This is a genomic window from Terriglobus roseus (assembly GCF_900102185.1).
Taxonomy (GTDB): Bacteria; Acidobacteriota; Terriglobia; order Terriglobales; family Acidobacteriaceae; genus Terriglobus; species Terriglobus roseus_A.
The window spans coordinates 665,417-685,250 of record NZ_LT629690.1; the positions used below are offsets into that span (position 1 = coordinate 665,417).

The 19,834-nt window shown below is 54.5% G+C and carries 15 protein-coding genes; 5 read left to right on the forward strand and 10 right to left on the reverse strand.

What is annotated here, in order from left to right; translation table 11 throughout:
- The first annotated feature begins 61 nt into the window (after positions 1 to 61).
- Positions 62 to 1,939 (forward strand): peptidylprolyl isomerase, encoded by a 1,878-nt coding sequence (locus BLT38_RS03055; protein WP_083343859.1) that lies wholly within the window; start codon positions 62 to 64, stop codon positions 1,937 to 1,939.
- Between the two features lie 101 nt (positions 1,940 to 2,040).
- Here the strand turns inward: BLT38_RS03055 and BLT38_RS03060 are convergent, their stop codons facing one another.
- The 4 genes from BLT38_RS03060 to BLT38_RS03075 all read right to left on the reverse strand — a co-directional run bounded on the left by BLT38_RS03060 (position 2,041) and on the right by BLT38_RS03075 (position 5,301).
- Entirely contained in the window at positions 2,041 to 3,051 is a 1,011-nt protein-coding gene (locus BLT38_RS03060) for a HEAT repeat domain-containing protein (protein WP_083343860.1), read from the reverse strand.
- A gap of 74 nt (positions 3,052 to 3,125) precedes the next feature.
- A complete protein-coding gene (locus tag BLT38_RS03065) occupies positions 3,126 to 3,992 on the reverse strand; it encodes a HEAT repeat domain-containing protein (RefSeq protein WP_083343861.1) in 867 nt (288 codons plus the stop codon).
- Positions 3,989 to 4,720 (reverse strand): hypothetical protein, encoded by a 732-nt coding sequence (locus BLT38_RS03070; RefSeq protein WP_083343862.1) that lies wholly within the window; start codon positions 4,718 to 4,720, stop codon positions 3,989 to 3,991. The genes BLT38_RS03065 and BLT38_RS03070 overlap by 4 nt, the downstream gene beginning before the upstream one ends.
- Complete coding sequence (locus BLT38_RS03075) at positions 4,717 to 5,301, reverse strand: RNA polymerase sigma factor (RefSeq protein ID WP_083343863.1); 585 nt, start codon at positions 5,299 to 5,301, stop codon at positions 4,717 to 4,719. The genes BLT38_RS03070 and BLT38_RS03075 overlap by 4 nt, the downstream gene beginning before the upstream one ends.
- A 276-nt stretch (positions 5,302 to 5,577) precedes the next feature.
- Between BLT38_RS03075 and BLT38_RS03080 the strand changes: the two genes are divergently transcribed.
- The 3 genes from BLT38_RS03080 to mug all read left to right on the forward strand — a co-directional run bounded on the left by BLT38_RS03080 (position 5,578) and on the right by mug (position 7,700).
- Positions 5,578 to 6,066: a RidA family protein gene (locus tag BLT38_RS03080; protein WP_083343864.1), complete on the forward strand. Its 489-nt coding sequence runs from the start codon at positions 5,578 to 5,580 to the stop codon at positions 6,064 to 6,066.
- A 9-nt stretch (positions 6,067 to 6,075) separates the two neighbouring features.
- The gene (locus BLT38_RS03085; protein ID WP_231966706.1) at positions 6,076 to 7,044 is read left to right on the forward strand and encodes an alpha/beta fold hydrolase; all 969 of its coding nucleotides are present in this window, start codon (positions 6,076 to 6,078) and stop codon (positions 7,042 to 7,044) included.
- Between the two features lie 110 nt (positions 7,045 to 7,154).
- Complete coding sequence (gene mug, locus BLT38_RS03090) at positions 7,155 to 7,700, forward strand: G/U mismatch-specific DNA glycosylase (protein WP_083343865.1); 546 nt, start codon at positions 7,155 to 7,157, stop codon at positions 7,698 to 7,700.
- Positions 7,701 to 7,925: 225 nt separating this feature from the next.
- Here mug and BLT38_RS03095 read toward each other — a convergent pair whose 3' ends face one another.
- From BLT38_RS03095 to BLT38_RS03125, 6 genes are all read right to left on the reverse strand, one after another.
- Positions 7,926 to 8,291 carry a DUF488 domain-containing protein gene (locus BLT38_RS03095; protein ID WP_083343866.1) on the reverse strand — a complete coding sequence of 122 codons (366 nt, stop codon included), beginning with the start codon at positions 8,289 to 8,291 and terminating at the stop codon, positions 7,926 to 7,928.
- Positions 8,292 to 8,689: 398 nt separating this feature from the next.
- A complete protein-coding gene (locus BLT38_RS03105) occupies positions 8,690 to 9,403 on the reverse strand; it encodes an RNA polymerase sigma factor (RefSeq protein ID WP_083343868.1) in 714 nt (237 codons plus the stop codon).
- 154 nt (positions 9,404 to 9,557) lie between these two features.
- Positions 9,558 to 10,280, reverse strand: coding sequence for an SDR family NAD(P)-dependent oxidoreductase (locus tag BLT38_RS03110; RefSeq protein WP_083343869.1), 723 nt, complete (start codon positions 10,278 to 10,280; stop codon positions 9,558 to 9,560).
- A 676-nt stretch (positions 10,281 to 10,956) separates the two neighbouring features.
- Entirely contained in the window at positions 10,957 to 11,256 is a 300-nt protein-coding gene (locus tag BLT38_RS20415; protein ID WP_156784990.1) for a hypothetical protein, read from the reverse strand.
- Between the two features lie 453 nt (positions 11,257 to 11,709).
- A complete protein-coding gene (locus tag BLT38_RS03120; RefSeq protein ID WP_083343871.1) occupies positions 11,710 to 12,273 on the reverse strand; it encodes an RNA polymerase sigma factor in 564 nt (187 codons plus the stop codon).
- 3 nt (positions 12,274 to 12,276) lie between these two features.
- A complete protein-coding gene (locus BLT38_RS03125; protein ID WP_083343872.1) occupies positions 12,277 to 15,396 on the reverse strand; it encodes a CHAT domain-containing tetratricopeptide repeat protein in 3,120 nt (1,039 codons plus the stop codon).
- Positions 15,397 to 15,593: 197 nt separating this feature from the next.
- Here BLT38_RS03125 and BLT38_RS03130 point away from each other — a divergent pair, with 197 nt between their 5' ends.
- Positions 15,594 to 19,400: a beta strand repeat-containing protein gene (locus BLT38_RS03130; RefSeq protein WP_083343873.1), complete on the forward strand. Its 3,807-nt coding sequence runs from the start codon at positions 15,594 to 15,596 to the stop codon at positions 19,398 to 19,400.
- The last annotated feature ends 434 nt before the right edge of the window (positions 19,401 to 19,834 follow it).

Below are 19,834 nucleotides of genomic sequence, written 5' to 3' on the forward strand. Positions count from 1 at the left end.
TTCGCTCGTCTAACACCGTGCGGGTCAGTGTGCCCGTTTCCAAGTCTCTCCGCAGGTACGCATGACCGAATTGAACAGGCTGTTCCGCGCCGGTATTTATGCCGGAGTTCTTCTCTCCACCGCTGCCGTGGCCGTTGCGCAAACCGCGCCGCAGAACATGCCGCGTCCGCGTTACCAGTCGCCGGGTGTACCGCAGGCCCAACAGATTGCCGAACCAACGCCGCAGTTCTCACTGCCTGTCACGCCCTCCATCACGCCGAATGCGACGGTGGTGGAAGACATTGTGGTTCGTGTCAATGACCAGATCATTTCGCGGTCTGACGTGGAACGTGCCGAGCAGCAGTTGCAGCAGGAACTTGCATCCAGCCGCGGCAACGGGGGCGATCCCGCCGAGCGCCAAAAGAACCTCCTCCGTGACCTCATCGATCAGCAATTGCTGCTGTCGAAGGGCAAGGAACTTGGCCTGAATCCGGATGCCGAAGTCGTTCGTCGCATGGACGAAATCCGCAAGCAGAACAACTTCCCGTCAATGGAAGCGCTAGAAGCAGCCATTCGTCAGCAGGGGCTTTCGGTAGAGGATTTCAAGGCAAACATCCGCAACAACATCGTCACCAGCGAAGTGATCCGCGATGAAGTGGGTCGTAGCCTGAGTGGCAAGATCTCTGGCCCGGCTCTGCGCGAATATTATGACCAGCACAAGGCCGACTTTGCCCAGCCCGAACAGGTGCGGCTCTCGGAAATCCTTGTTCCTACTGCTGCAAACGCAGACGATACCCAGGTTGAAGCAGCGCAGAAGTCATCACAGGCCATTTACGACAAGCTGAAGGGCGGCGCGGATTTTGCGGCCACCGCTAAGTCTTCGTCGGGCGGCCCCACTGCGGCACAGGGCGGCGATCTGGGCCAGTTTAAGCATGGTGCGTTGGCTCAAGTGCTGGAAGACAAGACGTTTCCGCTGCCCGTGGGCAGCTTTACTGAGCCCATCCGCACCCGCCAGGGCTACGTCATCCTGAAGGTTACGGAGCATCAGCAGGCAGGCTCGCCGCCGCTGGATCAGATTGAAGGCGATGTGCAGAACGCGATGTATCAGGAAGCGATTCAGCCTGCTCTGCGCACGTACCTGACCAAGTTGCGTGAAGACGCTTACCTGGATGTGCGTCAGGGATTCGTGGACAGTGGCGCCAGCTCGAAGCAAACGAAGCCTGTGTTCTCGGCATATGTGCCGCCTGCTCCGAAAAAGAAGCAGGTAGAAAAGCAACGTATGGATGCGCGTAAGAGTGCGCAGATTCTCGCTGCCGCAACCCCGGCTACGCAGGAGCTGGACAAGCACGGCAAGCCCAAGAAGATTAAGCGCGAAAAGGTTCGCTACGGTCAGGCACCGCGCACTGCGTTGCCGGAAGGCACGGCCGATGGCGATGCAGCAAACGCAGCCACCAGTGCCGCCGCGCCTGGACAGGCCATTAGCCCACTGCAGGAGTCCACGAACACCGTTGCAGCGAATGCTCCGGATGAGACGGATGCGATGGCCCCCAAGCCAGAGAAGCAGGCAAAGACGCGTTACGCCAGTCGCGAAGTGGAAGTAAAGCAGAAGAAGGTGAGCGTTCAGAAGGCCAAGGTCATTGAAAAGGCCAAGGCGACGCCGGTTGCTGCAACCTCTGGTGAGAAGCAGGATAAGACTGTGCAATCCGGTGCTCTCGGTCTGAATGGCAGCACGGCAGACAAGAAGAAAAAGCCGAAGCGTCAGAAGGGCGAACCGAAGGAACGCCTGCAGGAGAAGACGGTTGAGAAGCCAGCGCCGCTGGATGACAATGGTCTTCCTGACCGTCTGCATCAGGTTAACGGTCCGGCCAAGCCTGCAACTGACAACAGCACTGCTGCAGGGACTCCGACCAAACCCGCAGCAGATACGACACAGCCTGCTCCTCCTGCCAACAGGCAATAGCACAGGCGTGAGAGAAAACAGAAGGGGACAGACGATTCGTCTGTCCCCTTTCTGTTTCTTCTAACGATGCCGTTCCTTTATGGAACGGTCATCTTGACGGCTTATCGCTTTACTAGCTGTGTCAGGTACTCCAATGCCTTGGGATCGTTGGACTGACCTAGCCAGAAGACAGCTTGCTTGCGAACGACAGCGTCCTTGTTGTTCTGCGCCAGTTCAATCAGGCGCGGAGTACCTTCTCCGTTCGGCAATCTTGACAAAGCAAACACTGCAGATTTGCGCACACCCTCATCGGGGTCGTTTTCTGCTGCATCACTCAGGCTTCCGGCGACGCGCTTGCCAGCAATGTTTGCCATCCAGAATTGCGCCTGCTTACGTACCTTTGGTGACGCATCCTGATGTGCTGTGCGGATCAGAATGTCCGTGGCCGATGGCTGGTGAGTTAACGTAAGGTCGAAAGTGAGCTTCTCGCGAAAACGATCATCCTTATCGTCGCGCAGCCAGGTATCGAGCGTAGGCAATGCCTCTTTGCCGTGCTGTGTGCTGAGCCAGAATGCTGCCTTTTCACGGACCGCAAGATCATGGTTAGCAGAGGCAAGCGCTATGAGAGCAGGAACAGTAGCAGGCGAGCTGTGAAGGCTGACGGCGAAGATTGAGCTGTCGCGCAGTTTGTTTGACGTGGCTCCTTCGGCCAGTGCTTGCAGCGTAGCCACGCTTTGCGCAGGATCAACGGTTGGCAGAAACTCTACCTTTGTTCCGCCTGCATCCAGTTTGCGTTCCGGATCTTCCACTCGAACAGTTTGTACGGCATGATCGGCGATACGAAGCAAAAGCAAGGCGCGATAGGTCTCATGAGTGCTGTCGTTCTGATCATCTCTTTCACGGTCGTGATCGCCCTCAAGGTATGCCACGCTGTCAGAGTTCCAACCGTTCTGAATTCTGCGCGAAGTCGGAATCGTATAGGCCACCCATGCGACCGCATTCGAAGCCTTGAGTGTATTGATCTCACTCGTCAGATTTGACGTGGATGCAACGCTGAATTGTCCGTTCTGAATTTTGGGCTGCTGCGCCGCGAGTGGAAGAGCGAGTAGGGACAACAAGATCATTTTGCGCATGGTGCCTCCTTCAAGGCATGGGGTGTCCAGGACATGCCTTGAGCATGTCTGGAGTGTTATCGCTGCGGGTGTATTTACTTCAGAAGTTCCATCATGTAATCCGTTGCCGCCTTGTCTTTCATCAGGGCAAGCTGGGAAACGATGTCGTGTTTCAAGCTGAGGTCTTTTTCATTGCGCGCAAGCTCAACCATGCGTGGCGCATCACCGGAGATGAACAGCGAGGAGATCACTGTCCGCTTGATCGAACGGTCATTCGACGAGTGATAGATCTCTGCAAGAGTGTCATTGGCCCGCTTGCCTTGAAAGACACCCATCATCCGGATGGCTTGTTTCTGTTCTTCCGGAGCGACCTTACCTGTCGCTACATCCCGCACCAGCGCCTGCGCATCCGGTGAAGCATTCTGCGCGAGCATGGTGAGAGCTCTTTGTTTCAATTCTGGTGAGTTATTGCCGGTAAGGATATTACGAACGAGAGGGAGCGCTTGCGCGGGATCTCGGTTCAGCAGGGAGTTCAATGCGAGGGCTTTTAGATCTGCATCGGACCCGACGGTGCTGCGCCGTGAGTCTCGATCAGCCCTGGCTTCTGCGGTGGAAGCACCGTGTGCAACAGTAAGCGCAGCGCAGTCCTTGTTCCAGCTGCTGCTGGCAAAACTCGTTTGCAATTGTGAGCATGTGCTGCTTACTAGCTCATCGCGGCCAAGTTTGTTTAACGCATACGCTTTCCAATACAGGGCAGCATCCGCCTTTTTGCCCTTCGCTTCCACAACACGGTCAAAGCTGGTAATGGCATCCTGCCACCGCTGCTGATCTAACGCTTGTGTGCCGCGTGTGTAATCGTCTTCTGCAGATACTGTGGCAGACGGCTCGGCAGTGGCTGCGTGCATGAGCGGAGTAGTGCAGCACGCAATCAGAAGGCATGTTGTGCGAAGGTTGAGTTTCATTGGGGTTCTCCAGTCAGATGGCTGTGGTTCTGGCGCAATATGCGCAGGTCAAACAAAAGGCCGTCGGTATTCATCTCCACCCGAAGTTGCACTCCACTCTCTCCGGCGTTGTGTGCCGATGTCAGAACTCGGCCCAGACGTTCCAGGGCAAATGCATCCGGCAGATCGCCGCGACTACGCGCATCACGCAGATAGACAGCATTGCTGGTGAGTAGTCGCTCGCCTTCCGCTTGTGTCTGTTCGTCTAGCGGCGCAGTCGCATGATTCACAACGGTGAGCCAACGTTCCGCACTGTCCAGGTGGTTCGAAACATCTTGTGTGGCAACGTTCGTTGCAGGAGGTCGAAGCTGAATCACTCCTGCTTCATCCGGCATCGCAGGTTTGCGCAGTAGACGAGGCACAAAGAATGCTGCGACCACCAAAACAGCAGCGATGATGCCTGCGGGCACAAGTACGAACTGTTGCCAGAAGCGCGTCTTTTGGGTGCGTTCGAGAACGGGAAGGCTGTTGCGCAGATGCTGCCAAGCAGCATGAGTATCCGGCGCAGGTACAGGCTCTGCAGAAAAGACACGGAGCGTGCGCTGAATTGATTCAGAGAGCGCAGCAAATGCATCATCAGTCTGTAGGCGAGCGCGTATTGTCTTCTCATCGCACGGTTCGCCCAAGTGATAGGCGGTTAGTTCCTGCTCGTCATTTTGCAGGTCGTCTTGCCAATGTTGATTGCTCATCGCATCCCTCCTGCAAGCGAAGCTAACGACGCGCGCAATTTGCTGACTGCGCGAAAGACCGCCTGCTTCGCGGAGTTGGTTGGAACACGCAACGCCTCGGCAATCTCGGCAATCGAGAGATCTTCCATATGCCGCATGGTGAATGCAGTGCGCTCCATAGGTGTGAGTGCTTCCATCGCTTTCTGTCGCAACCGCGCCGACTCCGCATCCAGAAGCTGCCGCTCTGGTCCTGCGTGGCTGTCGGCAACCTGTAGCGGAAGCGTTCCTGGTGCAGCAGGTTCGTCCAGTTGACGCGCTCCGTGGCTGATGTCCCGCCTCCGGCGTTCCACGAGATTGAGTGCAGAATTCATTGCGATGCGGTTTACCCAGGTTGAGAAGTTACTGTCTTGCCGAAAGCTTTCCAGCTTGCGGTAGGCGCGAAGGAATGCGTCTTGCGTGGCTTCTTCCGCGTCCTCGGCATTGCCAGTAATGCGAAAAGCCATGCGATACGCAACGGGATAATGCCGCTCCACGAGCAGGCAATAGCTATCGCGATCACCGCGAAGCACACGCTGGATGGCTGCTGACTCGTCCCGTTCCATTCGCTCGATTAGACAATGAGTTTTGAAAGCGGTTAGGAAGATTTTTTTGTTTGAGGCGAGCGACTTCAAGAGCATGCCATTCGGCAATTACTAAGCGACAGATACGATTGAACTTCGTAGCGGAATTCGCGATGTATATATCTCCGAATCAGGCGCGGCATAAGCCCATGTCTATTCAAAGCAGAGGGTTAACTCCGATACGAAAGCAGGAGTAATACCATCGTCCAATTGTGCGGTGGCTGGTTCTCTGTCGTACTAGTTGCGGTGGAGGGCGCGATGTCAGATTCGGGCGTTACAAAGCAAGGCGATCCTGAGAGCCGTCTCGCAAAGCTCAACATCCAGCTTCCGGGTGCTCCGACCCCATTTGGTTCCTATGTTGAAGCTCTGCAGACCGGTAATCTTCTGTTTCTGAGCGGGATGCTCCCTGTGATTGATCACAGGCCAGCGTGCGTTGGAATAGTCGGGAAACAGCTTGATACAAAAGCAGGAAAGGCAGCAGCCCGAATAGCGGCTTTGAGTGCTCTTGCGGCAACCCAGAATCACCTGGGAACACTCAATCGAATATCGCGGGTTGTCCGACTCGGGATTTTTATGGTGGCAGCGCAGGACTTTGTCGATCATCCTAAAGTCGCCGACGGCGCCTCTGATCTATTTCGTGATGTCTTTGGAGAAGAGAGTATGGCCGTTCGCACGGTTATCGGAGTCGCAAGTCTTCCACTTGGCGTCCCGGTTGAGTTGGAAGCAACCTTCGAACTCAAAGAGTAGGGAGGATACATGTCGCTATTGCACTGGACGCGTTTGATTTCAGCATTCGTCGCGATCTTGTTTGCGACCGCGCCAGCGTTAACACCGCAAGGAAAGGATGTCGCTATGCACAAGCCGATACTCTATCGCACAGTGAATGTGGACGGATTGAACATCTTCTATAGAGAGACCGGACCGAAGGACGCTCCGACGCTTCTGCTGCTGCATGGGCTGCCGTCATCCTCCCGTATGTTCCAACCTCTATTCCAACGACTGGCCGATAACTACCATCTGATCGCGCCCGACTATCCCGGCTTCGGCCATAGCGATTGGCCCGATCCAAAGCAGTTTGACTATACATTTGATCGCATTGCTCAGGTCATGGATCGTTTTACTCAAACGCTTGGGCTGACTCATTACTCGCTTTATATGCAGGATTACGGCGGTCCGGTGGGTTTCCGCATGATTTTGGCGCACCCAGAACGGGTTGATTCGCTCATCGTTCAAGACGCAGTGAGTCATAACGAAGGCTTGGGTGTTAACTGGGTAACCCGTCGTGCGTTCTGGGCTGATCGTTCCGGACAAGAAGAGGCGATGCGAAAGAATCTGCTTTCGTTGGCGGCGACGAAGACACGCCACGTTGGAGACGATCCGAACGTGGAGCTTTACGATCCAGATCTCTGGACGGATGAATATGCATTCTTGAATAGTCCTGGCCAGGCACAGATTCAAAGTGACTTGTTCTACGATTACCGCACCAACGTTGACGCATACCCCAAGTGGCAAGCCTGGATGCAGAAGAATCAACCCTGTCTTCTTGTGATCTGGGGAAAGCATGACTTGTCATTCGATCCCGGTGAGCCGGAGCGCTATCGCAAAGACGTACCGAATGCAGAGGTTCACGTCCTTGATGCAGGTCACTTCGCACTGGATACGAAGGCGGACGAAATTGCACAGATAATACGACAGTTCTTGTCAACTCACGCCCGACAGAAATAAAGTGCCGCGGAGAGTTGATGCGATTTCTGTGGGCTTACACCGGAGCGATACTTGATTCGGCACGGCCAGCACAATTCAATCTCTAAATAACGAGCAATAGGAGATTCGAATTGTCCAACTCCGCCAGCGCCGAATTAGTTCTTGAAGACATTCTGGCGCCCAATTTGCGAGTGGTATTTTGCGGAATCAATCCTGGTCTTACGTCAGCTACGCGCGGCCATCACTTTGTGAATCGTAGCAATCGATTTTGGAAGACGATCTATCTTGCCGGTTTCACCAACGAATTGATTACGTCAGAGAACGATCGGTCCGTCCTGAAATACGGAATAGGCCTGACAACTGCAGTGGCAAGGCCGACGAAGCGCGCGGATGAACTTGCTCGACATGAGTTTGCGGGGATTGCGACAACATTGTCGGCGAAGCTTGAGCGCTATTCTCCACGGTGTGTTGCATTCCTAGGGAAGCCTGCTTATTCAACGATTGTGAGGCGTACGTTGGTCCACTGGGGAAGGCAGGAGTTGCAATTTGCTGGATGCGAAACGTGGGTGCTTCCGAATCCCAGTGGTCTAAACCGATCCTTCCGACTTGACGAGCTCGTTCGCGCTTACACAGAGCTTCGCGTTGCACTTGACCAAAATCAAATTGCGAAATGTTAGCAGCGGTTGCGAATTCTAAGTTCGGACCTGTCTCAATGCGAACATGCATGTCGTGATGTCATTTGGCGGCGAATTCAGGGGGCTCAGGGAACAGGAATTCTGATGGCCAAGCATGCCGTTGCTGCTCTCGTCTAGACTGCATGGATCTTTGAGGTGATGCATCACCGTGTGTGTCGTTGCCATGACGATTGCGGTGTTTTTGATTGCTTGCGGGTTAGCTCAACGTCAAGGTGTTCTGTTTTTCTGGAGAAGTTGTAGCAAGACCACGGCCTCGTTGTGCTCTTCGTCTTTCGCGCCGTACAGCAAAGTAACCGTGCCGTGCACTGACTCTTCTTTAAGATAAGTAAGAGCATCAAGCCGACTTGCGAGCTCTTCCAGGTATCTCTTTTTGAACTCATTCCATTTCAGCGGATCGTGATCAAACCACTTACGAAGGCTCTGGCTTGGCGCGACATCCTTCAGCCAGAAATCGACCTTGGCTTTTGCTTTTGTCATCCCTCTCGGCCATAGTCTATCCACGAGTATTCGCTTACCGTCATCCAATGCGGGTTGGGCATATACCCGTTTTATCTGGATGTTTAAATGCTCCATATCACTTCCTCTTTCATCTCTTCGCGACTGGCCCTTATAGGGAATAGCCAAACTCTAAAGGAAGCTTTGCCATCAGTCTTGTCCGCTTTTGGATACAGATCCTTAAGATATTGAGTCAATGAATTGCCCAGCATCAATATCAAAGTATTTTCGAGATCCCAAGGCGAAGACATCTTGTTACATCGCCTGAAAATGGAAGCACCATCACTTAGGTTTGATGGCGCCTACTACTGCTTTCCTTTTTCAGCCCGCCCAGGTGATCCGCCGCGTGGAGACCGGAAGCGCAGCGCTAACTCTTCCTTACGAGCTTATGAACACAATTTTGGAGAACCGGACTGATGCTACCCGTAATCTTCTGAGTTGCCGTTTTATCAAGGTCGTTGTCTTCACATTTTGGATTACATGTTTGTTGCATGCATCATGACGCGCGCTCGATAGAGTCTCGACTTCGCAGCCGCGTATGAGATGTTGAGACGGCACGCGGCCTCTCGAACCGTGCAATCTTCGATCAAAAGAGTTTGTACGACATCTTGGAGCCTAGTAGGCAGTTGATCGACATCGTGCATAAGAGTGGCGTGCTGCTGTTTTCGATCAAGGAGTTGCTCAGGCCCGGGTGCAATATCTCGAAATCCCTCGGACCAGCGATCATCTTCGGGCGACGACATAGCCTCCAGCGACATTTCAGGACGCCGCCGCCGCCGCCGCAACATTCCGAGTGCGGAATTGATAGCGATGCGGGTAAGCCATGTGTGGAAGCTCGACCTTCCTTCGAATCGACGCACCGCGGAGAACGCGAGTATGAAGGAATCTTGCAATGCATCCTCTGCATCAAAGGGATTTCTTACGATTCTCAAAATGGTGAGATATAGCCGTTTGGAGTGGATGTCCCAAAGTTCGCCGAATGCCATGGGGCATCCCGATCTTGCACTATCGACAAGATGCTGATAACAAGCTGAGGAACCGGACAAGGATTGATCTAGAAGTCTCTTCTCATCTCCGTGAATGAAGTCATGCTGGAAATTAGGAAGAGTACTGCCATCAGAATCAAAGGCTTCGCACGTCGGTTGTATGTGTAATTCCAACCTTGGTATTTCCATAGCTTGAGCGATCATTGTTCCTCCATGTGCTAAACACGCGACTTCTTGGAAGCAGTTTGTTGTCTCAATAGCCAGAGTCAAGTGTGGGACAGCGTTCGACGTTTAAAGATCTCGGCGTGACGGAGCCATCAACTACTCATGGTCCGTCAGATTGGAATCTGATCTTGCCTCACCATCTGCCTGAGTGTGCGCCGCCATCCACATGGAGAACTTCACCTGTCACGTGTCGGGCTTCCGCGAGATAGACGACTGCTTTAGCAATGTCTTCCGGTTCCACAATCTGTCCCATCGGCGACATCGACTTCATGGCATCGTTGGGAGTGCCTTTATGGAGCGGAGTATCAACCACTCCCGGTGCGACTGCATTGAAGCGGATATTGGACTTCGCATATTCGCTCGCAAGGCTTAGAGTGACTGACTCCAAGCCCCCCTTGGTGATCATGGGAATGGAAGCGGTGACCCCAGCTATGGGGTTTTGAGCAAGGGATGCTGTGATGGTTGTAATGCTGCCGCCCGTTCCTTGTCGAAGCATCTGCGTGACGGCAATCTGAGTAATGAGTATGAACCCTTCAAGGTTTGTCGATACGAACGATCGAAACTCGTCAATGGTGTAATCCGTGAAAGGTTTCGTTGAGAAAATGCCTGCGTTGTTGACAACATGATCAAGTGACCCGAACCTTCCAATCGCAACTTCAGCGATGTTCTTCGCTGTTTGTGCGAGACCAATGTCCCCGTCAACGGTGGCCAGCTTGGAGTCAGATGCGAAACCGGCGGTAGTGGCGTGTCTTGCTGTTGCGACGACGTTATACCCGCGTGCTAGAAACTCTCGCACGGTGGCAGCCCCGATACCCTGTGAGGCACCTGTCACTACGACTGTTTGCGGTTTTTGCATGCTGTTACTTACCTTTCCAGCCCAAGAAAGATTTTCATGTCAGTTACCCACGCAGTGATCACACCAGAAGCAGGAGAGAAGCAGCTATTGGACAAAGGTGTTGTTCAATACTTTCGTATGAACGGAGCGGGTGTCTTGAGCTCATATTTGGAAGCCGCACTAGGCGAGCATGGCAGAAGCAACACGAATTTAGTCGTGTTTGCAAAGCCACAGAGCATCAGATACTCGTGTGCTATCGATTGGCAAAGAAAAGATATGCAACGACAGCCTGTCCAACGATTAGGGCGAGGGTGATAAAGAGCGTTCGAAATGTTGCCTTGCTGAAGTTTTTGTCCTTTAGTGCGTTGCCAGACTCGAGAGGGTTCGCGGCGTCATTACGATCACGGAATTTCATCGATTTCTCCATGAGTCCTAGGGTTTTATCCGGCACCGTTCGGCGTTTGATGAGCAAGTAATGTGTTTTGGAATACTTTTGGCTCAGTGCTCAAACGGGCCGGATGGCTGTAATCAGAGCTTCGACTAACCAGGACTCGATGTCGATTTGATACGTAGTTTACGAGGAGGGATATAGGACAAAGGTATCGCTTGAACTCTGAATTGAAGATCATCGTTGCAGGGGGAGGGTTTTAGTCGTTCGACGTCCTATTCCGATTCGGCAGCACGTCGCACATGGGCATTATTCGACCGCAACGCGGAAGGAGAGTTCGTAGTGTTCGGATAACGAGTCGAGCGTGACCCGATAGTGCATTTCGTGGAGTGTACCTGGGGGAAATGTAAGTTCGAGATATAAGCCACCAATGGCACCCTGAGGCCTAATGTCGGGGATGGGGGGCTCATTTTCTAGTTGCACGGTAAAGGTCTCGCTCCGTGCAGAGGCTGGCAGCAGGATTTGCAGACGTGTTGCGTTCGCGTGATGCACTGTGTAGACAGCAGGCACGTTTGCGCTGTCGCTACTGCGCTGGCGGACTGCTGCCAAAAGGATCGTGTCCTGTTGGCTGTTTGTAGAGGGGGGTACTGCATTAGCTTGTGTAGGACTTGAAGCTGAGTAACGTGGAGTGCGAGCGATGGCAAGTATTAGGAGGCAGGCAGTTACCACTGCTACTCCGAAGAGCCACCAGCGCCAGGGCTTCCGGTCAGGTTTGATGCTATGAAGTCGCTGCGATATAAAGACGCGCGTGCGAAGCTCAGGTGATGACTCAATCCAGCGTTTGATCTCCTTATGTTCAGCGGGTGGAAGCGCACCTGCGGCGTATTCGTCGATAAGGTCGAACTCCTCTGCTTCGACTGCCTCCGAGAACTCCTCGTCCTCAATGAGGCGCAGCTCGAAAGCCTCGCGTTCCTGTGGCGGCAAAGCGCCAAGGATGTAGCGAAGGAGCTGTTCTCTCGTATTGGATTGCGTGTCGTTCAGCGTGACTCTCTCTTTCTTAACCTAAGTGCGATTTTGGGAAGAAACATCAGATAGGCGATTGCGGACGCAGGTGTCGAGCTCGCGACGGGCACGCATAAGACGGTTTCGCAGAGTGTTGATTGAAATGCCGAGGCGTTCGGCAAGCTGGCGATGGTGTTCGATCTTTTGTTTTCCAGTGGATTCGTAATAGGTGCGCAGAAGCTCGCTTTTTGCAGTAGGCATACTTGCGAGACAAACGTCGATGGCTTGCAGGGCGACCTCCTCGTCAGGGTTGGCTATCTTTCTGGAGGTTTGCCAGTTTCGGCCTGCCTCCGCTTCGCGAAGTTCTGCACGGACGTTTTCCTGCAGTACGTGACGGGCAATGCCCAGAGCGAAGGCAGTTGGGGAGGCTATGGAGGCTGCGTCGCTCGCCGCGATTTTCGCGAGACGGTTCAGTACCTCGTCGGCAAGTTGTTCCGGATCGGCGCATGCATTGATGCGGAAGTATCGCGTGAGGCGTTGGTGCAGGTTGCCGTAAGCGGTTCCGGACGACTCTGGGCCATCGCCGAGCAGACTGAGGAGCGCGCTGAGGGACCCTTCCTGCATTTGTCAGTTGCCCCCGATATGTGGGCCCGCAGGTTGTACGCCGTTGACCACGAACGCTGCCCAGTCGGATACCACTGCGTGATTGTGAAGCATAGAGAGCTGTGTCTGGCGGATGGCTTCGGCGATTGTGAGTTTCTGCTTCAAGAGCTGCTGGTAGAAGCCAGTCATAAGGGTTGCGGTTGCGTCGTCGTCGACATCCCACAGACTGCCGATGACTTGTTGCGCCCCTGCATAGAAGAAAGCTTGTGTAAGTGTGGCGAGTTCTTCACCAGAGGGCGCTTCGCCTTCTGTGGTGCAGCCGCTGAGTGTGACGAGTGGAGGAGCGTGGAGCGAGGGGATATCGCGTAGCCATAGGACGCTTTGTGCTGCCCCATGTGCGTTGCCGGAAGAGAGTGCGATACCGGAGAGCTCAGGATGGCCGCTGACAAGAAGCGTATGCGTTGCTACGTGGAAGATTGCAAGGTCGGTTCGCAAAGCGGAGCGGACGTTGTCAACGGTGGCCTGTTTACCGCGGAGCTGTTCCAAGTACATCGCAGGGATGAGGCGTGCGATGGCGTCTGCTTCTCGGTGTGTTCCCGGAAGCGCAGCCAGGTGCATCCACTGTGGTGTGGCTTGGGATTGCGTCGAGATTGTGTCGGCGACGAGAAGGACGTTCTTTGTCCGGTCTGGATGTTCCATGCGCGCAAGCGAGATGGCGATGGAGACTGAGGGCTCAATGGAAGTGGCGAAACGTTCAACCGCGTAGCAGCTATTCGCTCCGCAAGGAATGCGTAGCGCGCTCCACGGGACGGAGAGCAGCGAGCCTTCCGCAACGATATAGAGATGATGTACGGAAGGCGGAAGCCTGGGAAGGAGTAATTGCCCGGCCGCGAGAAGCGCCTCTTCGCGATTGCGATTCCATTGATTGAGACGTGTGTTGTATGCCTGCACATCTTCGCCAGGATGCAGGGCTGGCTGGTGGTCGCGCAGCATCTGTAGCAGGGGAGTAAGGCGTTGTTGCAAGACATTCTTTGTTGGCAGCGGCGTGATGGTCGTTGATGACGATGTGATGAGCCAGCGATAAGTATGGCTGGAGCCATGGGAGAACGAGATAAGAGCTTCGCCGGGATGAAGGAGCGACTGCTGAACATCGTGTGCTGACGCTATCCAGTTGCCTCTGAGTTTGCCGGGCTGGTTGGATGCCTCTGCATTGAGAGCTTCTTCTTCGAGATAGAGCGAACGCAGAGTGGTGGCGATGTTTTTGGGGTCGGTGCTTGTAAGGAGTGCTGCCTTCTGCTTTTCTAGCTGAGCCTGGTTCGCGAGAATTCGCTGTCGGAGTTGGGGTTGTAGATCTGCGGTTTGCGAGTTCTGAGCACCAATGGCGTCGAGCATGGTGCGTGCTCGCGAGCGCTCTGTGTAGCGGAAGGCCGTTTCGCGAAAGCCTTTATTGGGTGAGCGTTTGTCGAGCTGCATGGAGAGTTCGATGGCAAGTTCGTACCAACTGTGGCGGCCAGTGAAGTAACTTGCGGCAAGGTCACGTGCTGCGAGTGAGGATCGGGAGTGTTCCACGATAGCAAGTGCTGCAGCTATCGCGTTGAGTGCGGCTTCGTCATCATGCCGTGACTTGTAGACGAGAGCGAGACCAGCATCGGCTGTGGCTTCCTGTTCGCGTTCCCCCAAATCCTGCGCAAGCGTGAGGGCTTGCTTGTAAAGATCTTCTGTTTGTGGACAGGATGCACATGTGTGCTGGTAGATAGCAGCTTGAGCGAGCTTGGTATCTAAACCAAGAGCGGGGAGTTTGAGCTCGTCCGCGAGGCGTGCGGCATCCGCTACATCATTTTGCGCGGCCGCTATTTGATCAGTGTGTAAGTACGTAGCTGAGCGACGAAGGAGTAGAGATGCTTCCTCCGGCTTAAGTTCGAGCTTCTGAGCGACGGCGATCGCGGAGGCGTATTCGCGGAGTGCATCCTGCGGTTTTCCATTGTGTTCGAGGACATTCGCAAGCATGCCACGTGCGTCGAGCGCGACCTGGCTGTCAGTCGAGGCGTGATTTAGGCAAAGGCGGAGCTGCGTTTCCGCTTCGCCGTTCATCCCAAGATCGAGATAGAAGCTGCCGAAGTCTTTTTCGATTTCGGCTTCGATGAGCGGAGCGTAATGGATACTTTCACCCCAGGCCGTGGCTCGGCGAAAGGCTTCGAAAGCTTCTTCAAATCGACCCTGCTCGCGATAGAGAGTGCCAAGTTCGCTGAGAGTGAAGACAACGCCCGCGGGGTCTTCGGTTTTTTCTGAGTCGGCGAGCGCTTCCTGTCCTGCAGCTACTGCATCGTCGGCGCGTCCGGCTTCTCCGTAAAGGGAGACAAGATTACCGAGGACGATTCCTTGCCAGTAAACGTCGCCGTTCTTCCGGTAGAGTGCCAGCGCTTTTTCGGAGTCTTCGATCGACGCCTGAAGATTGCCGAGGAAGTATTCGTCAGCTTCAAGTGTTTTCCAGACCAGCGCCTGGACGGCCGTATCGGAAACGTCAGGGAGTGCGAGTGCCTGTTGCAACAATGCTCGCCCTTCAACGTATCTGCTGCGTTGGTAGATGAGGAACCGAGCCTTTTGCGTGATGGCCCAGCGAGCGAGCGCGGTGTTGTGGGCGGCTGTTGCTTCGGCGGCTGCAGTGTCGTAGAGGGTCAGCGCAGTAGGCCCGTCGGGCGCCCCGGGCATCTTTCTCCGCGTCATGTCGGCACGGGCCAGGGCAGTGCCCGCTGCGAGGAGGTGTTCTCGATCCAGCGCCGAATGGGTGGCCGTAACGTCCCGAAGGATGAGGGAGGCCTGCCGCGACTGCTCTGCTGAGGAGAGGTCGATGTGGGCGAGACCGTCGTTAGCGGCGGTGACTGCGTAAAGGAGTTCGCCGCCCGAGCCAAGATCGAGGATGCGACGCGGTGTCTCTGTGGATTGGGCGAAGAGCAGACCACCTTGCAGTTCTAACTGGAGGACCACAATCGTGCCGGGCTGGGCGGCTATCTGATAGCCCCGCTTTTCGCCGGATTTGAGAGTGCTTTGAACCGAGCCGCCGGGCGGGATGACTGTTTGCGCATGCGCGAACCCTGCCGTTAGTGCTAAGGATGCAAGGACACAGAAGAAGCCACCGCGTTTCATGTCGACTCGTTAGGGGACGGCAGTGCGGTCAGAATACCAATGCATTTGGGCTCTCGAAAAAAAATGTGTGATGTTTCTGCGCTTCTGCTCATTAGGTTGTGAAAGCCAAAGACCAAAGATGTTCTGCCCCTGTGAAGGGGCGTTTCAAGCTGATTCAGTTTCTTTTTGCCATTGCAAGGTTCTCCGGAGAGTCTGTTATGTCCTTCGCAACTTCGATCCAGGCGATTGCTGGCGTTAGCCGGACATCGTTCGCGCGTGTAGCCATCACAATGTTGACCGCGAGCCTTTCTATATCGCCGCTGGTGCCTCAGGCTGCTGCACAGACAAGCGAAGTCAAAGCTCGGCCTAGCGTGATCACCGGAACGGATGGCACAGCTTCGGGGACCGCCAGCTTTCAGGGGAACTTCACGGCAATCTCGGCACCGTCAGGGCAGGCGGTGGGGCTTGCCCGCGAGGCGGATTGTTCGTTGAACTTCTATACCGGCAGCTACAGCCTTACCACCACGAGCTTTAGCTACACGCGCACCAGCATTGCCACCAAATACGATCAAACTCTGCATGCGCATGCAGCCTTGGGTACTACCGCTGGATCGGCTTACGCCGCCGGTTGCAATAGCTATCCTGTGGGAATTGGATCGCGGCCCGGACTGTTTCTTGGTCGGACACCCACAAATATCAATGTTTTCGCGGGTTTGTACTATTCACCAGTTTCGATGGGCGAGGCTCTTTATGTGCTTTCCGGCCTGGAGGGTAGTGTTACCGGCTATGGCATGAAGGTCTACAGCTTCTCAAGCGCCACTGCGCTTTCGTCCGCAGATCTGAACGGGGACCACGTTGGAGACATCGTCGTTTCGCGTGGCACGGGAACTTCCGCCGGTTCTGTCTCTGTCCTGCTTGGAAGCAGTGACGGAAGCTTTCCGGCTTCTGGGGTTACGTACAACACGGGCGGTTCAGCTACGGTGGCGTCTGTTGTAGATGACTTCGATGGCGATGGCGTATTGGACATCGTCGCGATTTCGAACGGTATTAATTTGGGCGATGCGCAAATCCTGTCATTCCTGAAGGGCAAGGGTGATGGCACGTTTGCCGCGGCAGTGAACATGAATGTTCCGCTGGTCGCGGGAACCACCTCGTCGTCAGCCCCTGTAACCAACCTTGCTTCCGCGAACCTTCGAGGGACGGGGATGAAGGACATTGTTTGCAGCAATGGACTCGTGCTGTTAAACAACACGTCGACATCAAGCTCCACGCCGTTTACTGCTTCTAGCTCGTATGCGTTTCCTTACGACATCGCCAGTGGCAGCCCAGGGCCCAACCTTGCGCTTGGAGACATTAACAAGGACGGCCGCGTGGACCTTGTTGTGGGTGGTGGCGGCGTCGTGCACACGTACCTCGGCAAGGGCGACGGCACCTTCACTCCCGGCCAGAGTTACGACTCCATCCCGTCGATTGGCTTTGTCACGATTGACGATCTCGACGGCGATGGCAATGCCGACATTTATGTCGGATTGGGAAACAACGGCGTCGATGAAGGCGATGGGTATTTCAACAATATGTCGTACGCCCTGATGGGCAATGGTGACGGCAGCTTTCAGGGAGCGTACTCCGGTAGTGCAACGTATAACGGCACGAATATTGGTGATGTGAACGGAGACGGCATACCAGACATGGTGGCCGCGACGAGCTCTCAGGCCAACAATGGATTCTTTGCCAGTTTCACTGTTCAGCTTGGCAATGGTAAGGGAGGTTTTACTGCTGGCTCTGCTGTGCCGCAGCCGGGAGCCTTTTCTCTGAATGGTTATAGCTTTGCGGCAGGTAGTCTTTCAACTGCGCAAGTGCCTACCTATGCCCTTGGCGACATCGATGGCGATGGTAAAGCTGATCTTGTATTTATCGCGAATGGCCTGACTGCAACGAGCAGTGGTGGCTCTCTCGTTACGTATCCATATCCGGTGTACTTCACCGCTCACTCAAACGGCGACGGCACGTTTGCTACGCCGATGCCTTATGCCTTCCCGCAGATTGCTCCTGCGGCTGACTTCGACAATCAGCTGTCGGTGACAAATCTCCAACTGGTGGATGTGACCAACGACGGCAAGTTGGATTTGGTGGCGAGTTACAACGCTATCGCTGGAACTGCATTTGGACAGCCTCCGGTCAATCCATACCAGGAGGGGATTGTTGTGCTGGCCGGAACGGGTACGGGCACGTTCAGCACTACACGAGTATTGACAAGCGTTTACTCAAGCACGACTGCACCGACCACTGCAGTTGTGCCTTACGTGGCAGGGCATGCCGACCTGAACGGCGATGGCAAGAACGATCTGATTGTGTACAACAGCACCTTCGCTGTTGTGAACGGCACGGGTGTAACGACTACGACGTATAGTGCCTTTTTGAGCAATGGTGACGGAACCTTCGCGGCACCTACTGTGCTGGCAACCGCAGCAAAACTAAACGACCTGACCATCAATGACTTCAATAATGATGGACATCCTGATGTCGCGTACGTTGCTGAAGCGGTGAACGGTGGCCAGGCGACACTCAACATCGTTTTGGGTAATGGAAACGGTGGTGTTGGAGGGAATCATTCCTACAATCTGAGCGGTGGAGACGCCGTAATGATCGCAGGCCTTGCAGCGGCTGACTTCGATGGCGATGGCAAGGCAGACCTTGCCTTGATCGGCAGCAATATCGTAAGTGGTGTGTTTTATGGCAACGGTGACGGCACATTCACGAACGTTGTGAGTAATAACCTTTCCTATCCGCGTGACCTCATCAACCTTTCTGGCGGTGGCGCTTCAACCGCTTTGGATTTGAATAAGGATGGGAAGCCAGACATCCTTACAGGCAGTACTGTGTTGCTGAATATGTATGGCTCCGCTCCAAGCCTGCTTGCAACGACGGCTACAGCACTCACAGCAAATGCATCAACCATTCCTGCAAACGGATCGGTTGTACTGACCACTACGATCACGTCAACAACTGCCGGGGCGCCGACGGGGACGGTGAAGTTCCTGGATGGATCGAACACTCTTGGTGTGGTGACGTTGGCTTCGGGAAGCGCTTCATTGACAGCGAAAAATCTAAGCGTTGGTTCGCATTCGATTACCGCTGTTTATTCAGGCGATAGCACATATGCCACGTCGACATCTTCGATTGTGACCTTGGCGGTTACGGCATCTGTACCGACCATTGCAACCACCACAACCTTGACCGTCTCAGCCTCAAATGTGTTCGCTGGAACGAATGTTTCGTTTTCGGCTACTGTGGCGCCTGCCAGTGGTACTGCAATACCAACGGGGGCGGTAACGTTCACCGATGGCTCTACAACGCTGGGCACTGCAAACCTGGATGCAACAGGTAGGGCGACCTATTCGACGGCAGCGCTTACTGTAGGCTCACACTCTGTGGTCGCGTCGTATGCGGGTGCCAGCACTTCAGCGGCGATCTTTACAGCGTCGGCTTCGTCGGCGGTTGCCGTGACAATTACTCCCCCAGGGTTCACCATTGCGTTAGCTCAAAGCACGAGCACCGCTACGCGTGGTTCATCCGCTACAAACACTCTGTCCATTACGCCTGTGGGCGGATTTAATGCGGTGGTTAATCTGACCTGCACCGGCGCGCCCTCTGGTTCGACATGCACGATCAATCCTGCTTCTGTTACGCCGAATGGCTCGACTGCTTCGACTGCAACGATTACCTTGCAGACGAGTGCCAGCGCCTCCATTCGGTCTGGATCTTCTACTGTCTTGCTCTCTTTGCTCGGTCTTCCAGCAATCCTCGGGATCGGTGTTTCGTTCACCCGATTCCGTCGCCATGGTTTCCGACTACTCGCGTTTAGCTTGCTCTCCATGCTGTTCGTGTTACCGGGCTGTGGCAGTAGTACTCCTAACGGGAGCTCTACCGGCAGGGCTACGACAGCTAACCTGACGATCACTGCCACTTCATTAGGAGCCTCGCAGCCTCCAACTCCACTGACATGGAGCGTCAACATCCAGTGACGCCTGTGAAGAACAGTGTCTGAAATGGAAGGTCGAGAGTTTTCTACGATACGCAGAGATAGTTAAGACACAATTGACAACACAGCTGCTATGCCTTCTACGGTTGATGCTACCTATGTTGTTGATTTATTTGGTGGACCTGAGCGGGATCGAACCGCTGACCTCCTCGTTGCGAAAACGCTGGGCAACGTATTTGCAACAACTTAGCTATACGAAACAAAGCAGTTTTAGGCACTAAAAAGCGGATCGAAATCCTTATTGGCCCCTTATTGGCCCCAGATTGGCCCCACGCTGGTACTTAATCCGCATCCACGCGGCATGACCGACAAGCCAGCTTTTCCGTTAGAGGGTTCAACAGAACCCACAAATCCTATTTCCTCAAACCAACAACACATCTCCGATAATGGCATTCGAGCAATTGACAGATACTCCCT